This is a genomic window from Pantoea sp. GW821-FHT03E06 (assembly GCF_059420725.1).
Window position 1 is genome coordinate 710,035 of the sequence record NZ_JBWKUG010000001.1, and the last position, 12,971, is coordinate 723,005.

Sequence of the window (12,971 nt, forward strand, 5' to 3'; positions counted from 1 at the left end):
ATTATTGGTGCGTCACGACGATCAGGCGCAGCGCATCAAGACGCCAGCCGGCGTCGCCGAGGCTTTCCAATACCTGCTCGCGATTGCTTTCCAGCGCTTCAACCTCATCATCACGGATGTTGGGGTTAACGGCGCGCAGCGCTTCAAGGCGTGACAGTTCGGCTCCCAGCTTCTCTTCGGCTTCGACTTTCGCCGCAGCAATAATCGCCTGCGCTTCCGGCACGATCACTTTTTCCGCCTGGGTCAGAATCTCATGCACGTCTTGCTGCACCGCATTCACCAGCTTGCTGCCGGTATGACGATTCACCGCATTCAGCTGACGGTTGAAGCTTTCGAACTCGACCTTGCCAGCCAGGTTATTACCGGCACGGTCCATCAACAAACGCACTGGCGTTGGCGGCAGGAAGCGGGTGAGCTGCAGGTTTTTCGGTGCCTGCGCTTCCACCACATAGATCATCTCGACCAACAGCGTGCCTACCGGCAGCGCCTTGTTTTTCAGCAGCGATAGCGCGCAGCTGCCGGTATCGCCCGAAAGAATCAGGTCAAGACCATTGAGGATCAGCGGATGCTCCCAGGTGATGAACTGGGTATCTTCGCGCGACAGCGCCTGATTGCGGTTAAAGGTCACAGTGCAACCGTCTTCCGGCAAGCCTGGGAAATCGGGAACCAGCATATGATCGGAAGGCGTCAGCACGATCAGACTATCGCTGCGATCTTCCTGATTGATGCCGACGATATCGAACAGATTCAGCGCGAAACTGACCAGATCGGTATCGTTGTCCTGCTCGCCGATCGCGTTCGCCAGCGCTTGCGCCGCTTCACCGCCATTGGAGTTCAGTTCCAGCAAGCGATCGCGCCCCTGTTCCAGCTGAGATTTCAGCGCATCATGCTGCTTACGGCTTTCCGTGATGAACGCATCCAGCCCCTGCGGATTCTCCGGCGCGGCGAGGTATTCAATCAGCTGAGAGTACTCTTTATCGTAAATGGCGCGGCCGGTTGGGCAGGTATGCTCAAACGCGTCCAGACCTTCGTGATACCAGCGCAGCAGCACCGCCTGTGCGGTTTTTTCCAGCCACGGCACCAGAATCTGGATGTCATGCATTTGGCCGATACGATCGAGACGACCGATACGCTGCTCGAGCAGATCCGGGTTAAACGGCAGATCGAACATCACCAGGCGGCTAGCGAACTGGAAGTTACGGCCTTCAGAACCGATTTCTGAGCACAGCAGCACCTGCGCACCATCCTCTTCTGAGGCGAAGAAGGCTGCCGCGCGGTCACGCTCGATGATCGATAAACCTTCGTGGAAGACGGCGGCGCGGATGCCTTCGCGCTCACGCAGCACCTGCTCCAGCTGCAGCGCGGTGGCCGCTTTAGCGCAGATCACCAGCACTTTCTCTTTGCGGTTGCTGGTGAGATAGCCCATCAGCCACTCTACGCGCGGATCAAAGTTCCACCAGGTTCCGCTATCGCCTTCAAATTCCTGATAAATCTGCTCGGGATACAGCATGTCACGCGCGCGTTCTTCTGCGCTTTTACGCGTGCCCATAATGCCGGAGACTTTAATGGCGGTTTGATACTGCGCCGGCAGCGGCAGGCGAATCTGATGCAGCTCGCGTTTCGGGAAGCCTTTTACACCGTTACGCGTGTTGCGAAACAGCACGCGGCTGGTGCCGTGGCGATCCATCAGCATTGAAACCAGCTCTTTACGCGCATCTTCTTTGCCGTCGCGATCGCTATTAGCCACCTGCAGCAGCGGCTCGATATCCTGCTCACCGATCAAATCGTTGATCAGATTCATTTCATCTTTGCTGATGGCGTGATCGGCCAGCAGCGAGCTGACGGCATCCGCCACCGGGCGGTAATGCTGCTGTTCTTCAACGAACTGGCCAAAATCGTGGAAGCGATTCGGATCGAGCAGGCGCAGACGGGCAAAGTGGCTCTCTAAGCCCAGCTGTTCCGGCGTTGCGGTCAGCAGCAGCACGCCAGCCGTTTTCTCAGCCAGCTGCTCAATAACCTGATATTCACGGCTCGGTGCGTCTTCGCTCCACGCCAGGTGGTGCGCTTCATCGACCACCAGCAGATCCCAATCGGCATCCGCCAGCAGTTCAAGACGCTGCTTGTTACGGCGTACAAAATCGAGCGAACAGATAATCAGCTGCTCGGTTTCAAAGGCGTTATCGCTGTCGTGCTGCGCTTCGGTATAGCGATCATCATCAAACAGCGCAAAGCGCAGGTTGAAGCGACGCAGCATTTCGACCAGCCACTGATGTTGCAGCGTTTCTGGCACCACGATCAGCACGCGCTCGGCACGACCCGCCAGCAGCTGTTGCTGGATGATCATGCCGGCTTCGATGGTTTTACCCAAGCCGACTTCATCCGCCAGCAGCACGCGCGGTGCGTGACGACGGCCAACATCGTGCGCAATGTGCAGCTGATGCGGGATCAGGTTGGTGCGCATGCCGCGCAGGCCGCTGATCGGCAAGCGGTATTGCTCACTGTGATATTTGCGGGCGCGGAAACGCAGCGCAAAACGATCCATGCGGTCGAGCTGACCGGCGAACAGGCGATCCTGTGGCTTGCTGAACACCAGTTTGCTGTCCAGCATCACTTCGCGCATCACCACACCCGTTTCTTCGGTATCAAGACGCGTGCCGATGTAAGTCATTAATTCGTTTTCGTTGCGGACTTCATCGACGCACATCTGCCAGCCTTCATGGCTGGTGATGGTGTCACCCGGATTGAAAATTACGCGAGTTACCGGAGAATCATTTCGGGCATAGAGGCGATTTTCGCCGGTTGCCGGAAACAGCATGGTGATCATGCGCGTATCGATCGCAACAACCGTGCCCAGTCCCAGTTCACTTTCCGTATCACTAATCCAGCGCTGACCCAGTGTAAAAACCATATATTTTTTGCTCGACTCTCTTACATGCCATAAAGAAGTTCACCTGCACTCAGGCAATACGCAACCGCCAAACGGGTGTTTGGTCAGATTGTGTGTGCGGTGAGAATCAGGAAGGGCGCTATGGTACTGGATGGCAAGGCATTCGTCACCTGTCAAAAAAGCCCCAGCTGCCCAGTAATCAGTGTAGCAAAGTCATCACCCACGAACGGTAAAATGCCGTCAGCCACCGGTTGTAGCTGTTTGGTGACGTAATGATCGTAGTCGAGAGGCGTGTTACGCGCCTCAAGCGGTTCCGGTCCTGCCGTCGCCATCACATAGCGTATCGAGCCGCCGTTTTGGTACTGCAACGGCCGTTGCAGCTTACGATTTTGCTCATCGGCGAGGCGCGCGGCGCGCACGTGGGGTGGCACATTGCGCTCGTAATCTTTTAACGCACGACGCAGCCGCTTTTTGTAAATCAGCTGCTCATCGAGCTCCCCGGCCAGCAGTTGCGCTACGGTTTCGCGGATATAATCCTGCCACGGTTCGCCGCGGAAAATGCGGCCATAAAGATTTTGCTGGAACTGCTGCGCCAGCGGCGTCCAGTCGGTACGCACCGATTCAAGACCTTTAAACACCAGCCGTTCGCCGCCGTCGCTTCGCATCATGCCGGCGTAGCGCTTTTTGCTGCCTTGTTCAGCGCCGCGAATCGTTGGCATCAGGAAACGGCTGAAATGGGTTTCGTACTCAAGCTCCAGCGCGCTCGCCAGTCCATAAGTCGCGTGCAGATGCTGTTGCCACCAGCCGTTGACGTGTACAGCCAGACGGCGACCAATTGCCGCAGCATCCTCTTCGCTGTGCGCGCCTTTCAGCCAGACAAAGGTAGAATCGGTATCGCCATAAATCACATCAAAGCCTTCCGCTTCAATCAGCTCACGCGTTTGCTGCATGATGGCGTGGCCGCGCAGCGTAATGGATGACGCCAGGCGCGGATCGAAAAAGCGACAGGCGCTGGTACCGAGCACGCCATAAAAGGCGTTCATGATGATTTTCAGCGCCTGTGACAGCGGTTTATTGCCGTCGCGCTTGGCCGCTTCGCGCCCTTGCCAAATCTGCTCAACAATCGCCGGTAAGCAGTGGATTTCGCGGGAAAAGCGCGCGTTGCGAAAGCCGGGCACGGAATCGGCATCATCCGGGTGCGCCAGGCCCTCGACCAGCCCAACCGGATCGATCAGGAAGGTGCGAATAATCGAGGGATAAAGGCTTTTATAGTCCAGCACCAGCACCGAGTCGTACAAGCCGGGACGGGAATCCATGACGTAGCCGCCGGGGCTGGCTTCCGGTGCTACTTCACCAAGGTTAGGCGCGACGAAACCGGCGCGGTGCATGCGAGGAATATAGAGATGACCAAATGCCGCCACCGAACCGCCGTGGCGATCGACTGCCAGGCCGTTTACCGTGGCGCGTTCCAGCAGAAACGGCATGATGGCGGTGTGCTGAAATATGCGCGTTACCAGCTCGCAATCCTTAAGATTGTATTTCGCTAACGCCGGCTTGTCGTTAGCAAAGCGCCAGTTGATCTCTTCCATGCGCTGCCACGGATTGTCGATGGCTTTACCTTCGCTCAGCAGCTGGCGTGAGACCGCTTCAAGGCTGAAAGAGGGGAAATCCCAGAAGGCAGATTTAAGCGCGTCGATGCCGTCAATAATTAAGCGGCCGGTGGCCTGCGCGAAGAATACACCGGGTTTAAAACCGTGCTCACGCCACTCTAAAGCCTGTTTCTGACGACCTAAACGCAGCGGAATGCCGTAGCGATCGGCATGTTTTTGTAACACGCGCAGGTCAAACTGCACCACGTTCCAGCCGATAATCACGTCTGGTTCATGTTGCTCAAACCACGCGTTGAGCTGCTCCAGCAGCTGCGGGCGGCTTTCAACATAGATGAGTTCAAAATCGAGGGTGCTGGCGTCACCGTTAGCGGGGCCGAGCATGTAGACCTGACGCTGGCCACAGCCTTCCAGGCCAATACAGTAAAGCTCGCCGTGCTGGGTAGTTTCGATATCCAGCGACACCCATTTTAGCTGCGGACGGTAATCCGGGTGCGGCTTCAAGCGCGCGTTGACCACGCTGTCGCCGCGCGTTTCACCGCTAAACCATACCGGCGCGGTAATAAAGCGCTCCATCAAATAGCGTTCGGGCGGACGAATATCCGCTTCGTAAACGGGAATGCCGTTCTCGCGCAGGCGTTTTTCCAGATTCTGCAGTTGGCGGTTGCTGCGGCAATAGAGGCCAAACACCGGGCGGCGGCGAAAATCCTTCAGCTCCAATGTTTGCAGGCGCGTATGGCGCTCGTCGTGCAGTAGCGCCTCAGTTTGCGCGCGAAACTCCTCAGGAATAAACGCCACCGATTCCTGGGCAGGCAGTACCAGCCGCTGAGGGCCGCTGTCGGTTGCCAGCCATAGCACCACTTCGCTGCCGGTCGGCGTATCTCGCCAATGTCGGGTAAGCAGAAAACCTGCGCGCGGATCGGTCACGTTAACTCCTGAGAATGAATTAGGCTCAGTATAACATGGATGTTTATACAGTGTCTCGGCGGGTGAAATTGTCACCACTTTGTCAACATCGTTCTACAATTCTTGCCTTGACGCTGGCGCACGCGCTCTGGACAATCCAGCCTCTATATTCCGCAGAGGATATTTATGGAAGCCTGGATTCAACACCTGTTTTCGCAATCGCTGGAGTACGCGCTGATCGCCGTAGCGCTGGTGACCTTTCTTGAGTCGCTGGCCTTCGTGGGATTGCTGTTGCCGGGCACGGTATTAATGGCCAGCCTTGGGGCGCTGGTTGGCAGTGGACAAATTGGTCTTTACCCCGCGTGGGCGGCCGGATTCGTGGGTTGTTTAATCGGCGACTGGGTCTCTTACGGCATCGGCTGGAAGTTTCAGGGCCCGCTGCATCGCTGGAAATATCTGAAAAAGTACAAGGGATTGCTGGATAAAACTGAGCATGCGCTGCATGAACACAGCATGTTCACAATTTTGGTGGGGCGCTTTGTGGGTCCGACGCGCCCGCTGATTCCGCTGGCAGCTGGCATGCTGGAGTTGCCGGTGCGCAAGTTTCTGCCGCCTAATATCATCGGCTGCATTCTTTGGCCGCCCGCCTACTTGATGCCGGGCATTTTAGCGGGTGTGGCGATTGATGTACCGCAGGCCGCGCAGGGCGGCAGCTTTAAATGGCTGCTGTTGCTGGTGGCGCTGCTGGTATGGATCGGTGGCTGGCTACTGTGGCGCTGGTGGCGTAGCGGGAAAACCGTCGATTGGGCAACGAAGTATCTGCCGACTGCGCGTCTGCGCTGGCTGGCACCTTTAGCGGCGGCGATTGGAGTGGGCGCGTTTATCGCTATCCAGTTCCATCCGATGATGCCGATCTTCCGCCAGCTGCTGTGGAAAGTCTTCTTCGCTTAACGCGCTTGCACGCCAAGGATGGCGGCTGCCTCACTTTCGCCTCGCATCAAACTCTCCGTGCTGCCATCCCAGTAGATGCGCCCATCGACAATCACCAAACTGCGCGGCGCAATCTGCTGGGCATCTTCCAGGCTATGCGACACCATGAGCAGCGTGATATTGCGCGTTTCGCACACCGAACGCACCAGCTGTAACATTTCGCCGCGCAGCGCCGGATCGAGCGCCGAAAACGGCTCATCCAGTAGCAAAATAGGCTGATTACGTAGCAGGCAACGCGCCAGCGCCACGCGCTGGCGCTGGCCACCCGAAAGTTGGCCCGGCAAGCGCGTCAGCATCTCCTGCAAGCCGGTTTGTTCGGCAATGTCAGTGACTTGCTGCTGCTGCGCGCGCGTGAGTTTCAAGCCCGGATGTAAACCCAGCGCCATGTTTTGCTGCACCGTCAGGTGCGGAAAGAGGTTGTTCTCCTGGAATAGCATCGAAACAGGCCGCGCCGACGGCACGCTCTGAGTATGATCAACGCCGTTCATCACCAGCGAACCCTGGTTTACCGCTAAAAAGCCGCCAAGCAAACTCAGCAAGGTGCTTTTCCCTGCGCCGCTCGGGCCAAGGATCGCCAGGCGTTCACCGGCCTGTGCCGCGAAAGTGAAGCGCATCGGCAGATGCTGATAAAGGTAAGTGAGGTTATTCAGTGTCAGCATGGCGGCCCGGTAATTTTTCCATCAGCGTAAAGAGGAGCAAGCAGAGTAGTAGCAGCAGCAGTGCGGTGACGGCACCGTCCGCGCCACGATAGGCACCGATCTGCTGGAACAGGTAGAAGGGCAGCGTGCGGAAATCGGCGCTGCCAAACAGCGCGACCACGCCGAAATCGCCGATCGACAGCACGCAGGCAAATGCCAGCGCCTGTGCAATTGGACGTTTCAGCGCGCGCAGCTCAATCAGCCGCAGGCGGTTAAAACCTGAGATGCCAAGTGAAGCGCAGAGCTGGCCGTAACGGGCGCTGATGTCGCGCATCGGGTTCTCCAGCACTTTCATCGCGTAGGGAATGGCGATCAGCGCGTTAGTGAAAATCACCAAACCATCGGCGCGCTGCGGCAGGCCAACGGTGGCATTAAACAGCAGGAAAAAACCGCTCGCCAGCACAATGCCCGGCATCGCCAGAATTAGCATGCCGCTGAGTTCCATGGCCTGAGCGGAAAACATGCGCTGGCGCTGACGCAGTTCGCGGCTGCTCCACAGTAGCATCATGGTCAGCACCACACACAGCACGCCGGCACCGAGAGCGATGCGCAGTGAAGTCAATGTGGCTTGCCATAGCGCGGATTGTTGCAGCGCACCGGCCACGCCGCCGCGCAGGCCATCCACCACGACCGCAGCCAGTGGTGGTAGCAACAGGATTAATGCCGACATGATCAACAGCGTGTCGCCAACGCGCGCAGGCCATGAATCCTGCGGATCGCGCCAGCCGCGAATGTTCTGGCTGCCGGTAGGAATGGCTTTGCTAAAGCGCTGGCTAAGCAGTACCAGCAGTAAACAGCAGCCGAGCTGTAACAGCGCCAGCAGCGCCGCGCGCGCCGGATCGTAATCAAAATTCAGCGCCTGATAGATCGCCAGTTCCAGTGTGGTAGCCTGCGGCCCGCCGCCCAGCGCCAGCACGGTGGCAAAGCTGGCAAAGCACAGCATAAAGATTAGCGCCGCAGTCGGCAGAATCTGGCGGCGCAGCCACGGCCACTCCAGCAGACGAAACAGATTCCAGCCGCGCAGGCCGAGCTGCGCGGCCAATTGCCGCTGCTCGCCGGGAATGTTCTCCAGCGCCTGCAGCAGCAGACGCGTTGCCAGCGGCAAATTAAAGAAGACGTGCGCCAGCAAAATGCCCTGCAGGCCGTACGGCGAAAAGTGGTAGTCAAAGCCGATGGCCGCGCACCATTGCGCCAGCCAGCCGCTGCGGCCATACACGCTCAGCAGGCCGAATACCGCCACCAGCACCGGCAGCACCAGCGTCATGGCGCACAGGCGCAGCAGCAGAGTGCGGCCAGGAAAACGGCGGCGATAGAGCGCGCGTGCCAGCAGGATAGCAGGCAGCACCGACAGCAGCGCCGAAAGTAGCGCCTGTTCAAAGGAAAACGCCAGCACATGATGCAGATAGCTGTCATCAAGCAACGCGCGCCAGTCAGTAGCCGGTGCGACCATCACCAGCGCACCAAAGGCCAACAGCGCCACCGCGCACAGCAACAGCGCGGTGATGCTGCCTGGAATTAACCAACCGGGCATTAGCGGCTAACTGCGCGTTGCCAGGCGCTAATCCACGCGGCGCGATGATCGGCTACTTCCGCTGGCGTGAATTGCAGAGCTTTATTTGGCACCTGCAACGCGTGATAACCCGCTGGCAAATCGCTTTTGATCACCGGGTACATCCAGTTACCGCTGGGAATGGTCTGCTGGAAGGCTGGAGAAACCATAAACTGCATGAACTGCTGCGCCAGCTTTGGCTGCTTGCTGCTGGCGAGCTGCGCGGCAACCTCCACCTGCAAATAGTGGCCTTCGCTAAATTCTGCCGCGGCGTAGTTCTCTTTCTTCTCTTCGATGATGTGGTAGGCCGGAGAGGTGGTGTAGCTCAACACCAGATCGCCTTCGCCTTTCAGGAACAGACCGTAAGCTTCACTCCAGCCTTTGGTGACGGTGACGGTTTTTTGCGCCAGCTTCTGCCAGGCATCTGGCGCATTATCGCCATAGACCTTCTGCATCCACAGCAGCAGACCAAGGCCAGGCGTGCTGGTGCGCGGATCTTCATAAATCACGCGCCATTTCTCCGGGCTCTCGACCAGTTCTTTCAGGCTTTTGGGCGGGTTCTTCAGCTTGTTTTTATCGTAGACGAAGGCGAAGTAGCCATAATCGAATGGGATGAAAGTCTCGTTGTGCCAGCCATCCGGCAGCTGCAAAGCCTGGGTATCGACGCTGCTTTTGGCAAACAGGCCGGTTTTCTCTGCCGCCTGCACCAGATTGTTATCGAGGCCCAGCACCACATCGGCTTTGCTGTTTTTGCCTTCCATACGCACGCGATTAAGCAGCGATACGCCATCTTCCAGCGCCACGTAATTCAGCTCGCAACCACACTGCGCTTCAAAGGCTTTTTTTACCGCCGGACCGGGGCCCCAATCGGCAGAGAATGAATCGTAGGTGTAAACGGTCAGAACCGGTTTGGCAGCCAAAGCCGGTGCAGCAACCAACAGCATCACAGGCAGAACTTTGTTTAACACTTTGCGCTCCTTGAGGAGAAGATAAGGTTGAGTCGCAAAGGATCTGAGGAGTGAGGCATCTCAAATCCCTACGCCGGTATTAGCCGGATCAGGTTCGACGGGTCTATCTCAGCCAAATTAAGGCACCCCGTTGAGAACGGCACATTCTAGACATTTAAATGACAGCGCGAAAGGTTCACCGGTTGGAAGTTTGGTGCCACGCTTCCCGGTGCGCATGAATGCGCACCCTACCAAACCGCGCCGGCGCGGTGGTCACAGCTCCGGAGGCGCAAACCAGGCGGATTTGAAGTCAAACCAGCCGAGGGTATTCAGCCGTACGCCGCGCATGCTGCGTTGACCTTCCAGCAGCAGCCAGTGGTGGAACAGCGGATGCAAATAATCGCTATCAATTAACTGCTTGCTCCATTCTGCCAGCGCTAAATCTTTCTGACGCCAGCGCGCTGCGTCGGCTTGCCAGTCAATCGGAATGCAGTGATGCATCAGCGGCAGTTCATACAGCTGAGCGAACAGCGCATACTCGAGCGGCAGGGTAAAGTTGACGCTGCCGAGCCAGATATCACTCTCGCCCGCGCCCTCAAACCACGCTTCATAACTCACCTCACGCGTAATCAACTCGACGCCTTCCAGCGCCAGCAGCGGACGCAGCGCGTTAGCGATACCCTCATGCTCAACATGATGGCTGTACCAGCTGAGGGTTAATTGTGTGAGTCCTTCCGGCTTGTCGGCAGGCGTGAGGTCGCGGCGATGATGCCAGCGCGGCAACAGGCCATACGCCGGAAACCAGTAGCGCTGATAACCTACACCCGCATGGTTAAGCAGGGCGATAGGATTGAACAGATAGCTCACCCAGCGGCGAAAATGGGCATTTTGTCCGAGGGTGGAGCGCTGATCGAACAGCAGAAAATAGCAGCCTTCTTCTAAACGACTCTCTTCTGATTTCTCATCAGCGGTTTCGCCCTGCAGTTTTACCCCAGCGTACACTAGCTCATCGCTGATCTCGGGCAGTACCCAAATCGACACATCATCAATCAAGGCACGATAGCCAAAGTAATCATCGAAGGCGGCGATTTTTAGCTGCGTTTGCTGGTTACGCACCACGCTGTACGGACCGGTGCCAATCGGTTGGCGAGCAAAGTGGCGTAACGTCGGCCACTCGCGCGGCAGAATCATTGCGCTGACGCTCGCCAGCAGCCAGGGCAACCAGTCATCCGGCTGGCTCAAATAGATATCCAGCGTCCAGGGGGCGGGCGAATGCAGCTTTTCGATATGGGAAAACAGCGGCTGGCTGCGCACGCGTTCCAGCGAGGTAATGATATCCTCCATTTCCAGTTCGCGACCATGATGAAAGCGAATCGCCGGGCGCAGGAAAAAGCGCCAGTGCAGGGGGGAGGTTTGCTGCCAATGGTGCGCGATATCGGGTTCGATTTCCCCCTTTTCCTCATTTATGCGCATCAGGCCGTTGAAGATTTGCCGTGCCAGGTGAGTTTCTGAGCGGCGTAGCGGTGAACCGGGCAGCAGATTGGGCAACGGGCGATAATAGAGCACGCGCAGGATATGCTTGCCCTGGCGGAAGCTGCGGCCTAAATGTGCCGCGATCATCTGGCGCACCTGATTTTTGTCGCCGACCAACTGCACCAGCTGCTCAATGCGATCCTGATCCAGCAGATCTTCAGCACGCTGCTGCTGCAGCGCTAAACCGGTGTAACAGAAACTCAGCGTTGAACGCTTGCCACGCCCCGCTTCCGCCTGCCAAATCAGCCAGCCTTCATGCTGCATGGCGTTAAGCAGATTACGCATATGGCGGCGTGAGCAATGCAGCAGATCGGCCAGATCGCTTAACGTAGTTTCCTGATCCTGCCCCTGACAGCTTTGCCATAAGCGGATAAATTGCTGTTGCAGACGTGAAGAGGACATAAAAGGGGAACTCCTTCTCAGAATCGCTCATTTTTTCCTGCCTCATATTAGAGGCATACTGCCCGGCAATGGAAGAGCGGGAGGCATTCAGCAATGAATGGCGCTCTGCCAGCGGTTCCGCCGACGTGGAACCTCTTTCTGAGTAGGGTGCATTTTCACCGCCAGCAGCGCTTTATCTGCTGGCTTTTTTCGTTTTGCTGTAGGATCTTCTACCCTCATTTCTCTACCTGTTTTTTTCCGCAAAGGGATTTCGGCATGAAATCGCTGTTAACGCGTCAACGTCGCATCAATCCGGTCTATCTCTCGTTTATGGCGGTGTCATTTATGACCGGCGTCGCCGGTGCGCTGCAGGCACCGACGTTAAGTCTGTTTCTGACGCGTGAAGTGCAGGTGAGCCCGTTTTGGGTTGGCTTGTTCTTTACCATCAATGCGATAGCGGGGATTGCCATCAGCCTGCTCATGGCCAAGCGCTCTGATAATCGGGGCGATCGTCGCAACCTGATTCTATTCTGCTGTCTGATGGCGACGCTTAATGCGCTGCTATTTGCTTTCAATCGCCACTATTTAACCCTTGTCACGCTGGGCGTGTTCTTATCTGCACTTGCCAGCGTTTCCATTCCGCAGGTGTTTGCGCTCGCGCGTGAATATGCCGATCAGTCAGCGCGTGAAGTGGTGATGTTTAGCTCGGTGATGCGCGCGCAGCTATCGCTGGCGTGGGTGATCGGCCCGCCCTTATCGTTTGCACTGGCGCTTAATTACGGCTTTGTGACGCTGTTTTGCGTCGCGGCGGGGATTTTTCTGCTGAGCATGCTACTGATCTGGCGCACCTTGCCGTCGGTGCCACGCGTGGTGGCTTCACCCGAAGAAGTGTTAACGCAGCTGAGCCCGTGGAAAGAGAGTCAGGTGCGGCTGCTGTTTATCGCTTCGGTGACTATGTGGACATGCAACACCATGTATATCATTGATATGCCGCTGTATATCAGTACCACGCTTGGCCTGCCGGAGAAGCTAGCAGGGTTACTGATGGGCACCGCCGCCGGGCTGGAAATTCCGATCATGCTGGTGGCCGGGCATTACGCGCGTCGTATCGGCAAACGGATGCTGATGTTGTTGGCGCTGGTGGCAGCGATTGTATTTTATCTCGGTTTGGTGATGTTCCAGACGCGCACTGCGCTAATGGTGCTGCAGCTATTCAACGCGGCATTTATCGGCATCATCGCCGGGATTGGCATGCTGTGGTTCCAGGATTTAATGCCGGGGCGTGCGGGTGCGGCAACCACCTTGTTTACCACGTCGATTTCCACCGGCATGATTATCGCGGGCATCATCCAGGGCACCATGAGCGAGCGCTTTGGTCACGAGTCGGTTTACTGGCTGGCGTTGGGGTTAGCGGTGCTGGCGCTGGGATTAGCGTCGCGCGTGCGAGATGTGGTGGAGAGTTAGAAAAGAGAA

Annotated in this window: 8 protein-coding genes and 1 riboswitch; of the genes, 2 read left to right on the plus strand and 6 right to left on the minus strand. The window is 57.2% G+C overall.

The genetic code is table 11. From position 1 onward, the window contains the following. Position 1: 1 nt before the first annotated feature. Positions 2-2,908: an RNA polymerase-associated protein RapA gene (rapA, locus tag AC07WB_RS03230; protein WP_400458000.1), complete on the minus strand. Its 2,907-nt coding sequence runs from the start codon at positions 2,906-2,908 to the stop codon at positions 2-4. A gap of 152 nt (positions 2,909-3,060) precedes the next feature. Continuing rightward, entirely contained in the window at positions 3,061-5,421 is a 2,361-nt protein-coding gene (gene polB / locus AC07WB_RS03235) for a DNA polymerase II (RefSeq protein ID WP_494940030.1), read from the minus strand. A gap of 165 nt (positions 5,422-5,586) precedes the next feature. Here polB and AC07WB_RS03240 point away from each other — a divergent pair, with 165 nt between their 5' ends. Continuing rightward, the gene (locus AC07WB_RS03240) at positions 5,587-6,351 is read left to right on the plus strand and encodes a DedA family protein (protein ID WP_097094957.1); all 765 of its coding nucleotides are present in this window, start codon (positions 5,587-5,589) and stop codon (positions 6,349-6,351) included. Here the strand turns inward: AC07WB_RS03240 and thiQ are convergent. The 4 genes from thiQ to sgrR form a co-directional block, all read right to left on the minus strand. Further along, positions 6,348-7,049 carry a thiamine ABC transporter ATP-binding protein ThiQ gene (thiQ, locus tag AC07WB_RS03245; RefSeq protein WP_345827281.1) on the minus strand — a complete coding sequence of 234 codons (702 nt, stop codon included), beginning with the start codon at positions 7,047-7,049 and terminating at the stop codon, positions 6,348-6,350. The genes AC07WB_RS03240 and thiQ overlap by 4 nt on opposite strands. Beyond that, positions 7,033-8,619 (minus strand): thiamine/thiamine pyrophosphate ABC transporter permease ThiP, encoded by a 1,587-nt coding sequence (gene thiP, locus AC07WB_RS03250; RefSeq protein WP_494940031.1) that lies wholly within the window; start codon positions 8,617-8,619, stop codon positions 7,033-7,035. Before thiP ends, thiQ begins: the two co-directional genes overlap by 17 nt. Next, entirely contained in the window at positions 8,619-9,605 is a 987-nt protein-coding gene (gene thiB / locus AC07WB_RS03255) for a thiamine ABC transporter substrate binding subunit (protein WP_097094954.1), read from the minus strand. Before thiB ends, thiP begins: the two co-directional genes overlap by 1 nt. A gap of 47 nt (positions 9,606-9,652) precedes the next feature. Beyond that, positions 9,653-9,745: riboswitch (TPP riboswitch) on the minus strand. A gap of 112 nt (positions 9,746-9,857) precedes the next feature. Beyond that, a complete protein-coding gene (gene sgrR, locus AC07WB_RS03260; protein ID WP_494940032.1) occupies positions 9,858-11,519 on the minus strand; it encodes an HTH-type transcriptional regulator SgrR in 1,662 nt (553 codons plus the stop codon). A 255-nt stretch (positions 11,520-11,774) separates the two neighbouring features. Here sgrR and AC07WB_RS03265 point away from each other — a divergent pair, with 255 nt between their 5' ends. Further along, positions 11,775-12,962, plus strand: a complete 1,188-nt coding sequence (locus AC07WB_RS03265; RefSeq protein ID WP_494940033.1) for an MFS transporter — start codon at positions 11,775-11,777, stop codon at positions 12,960-12,962. The last annotated feature ends 9 nt before the right edge of the window (positions 12,963-12,971 follow it).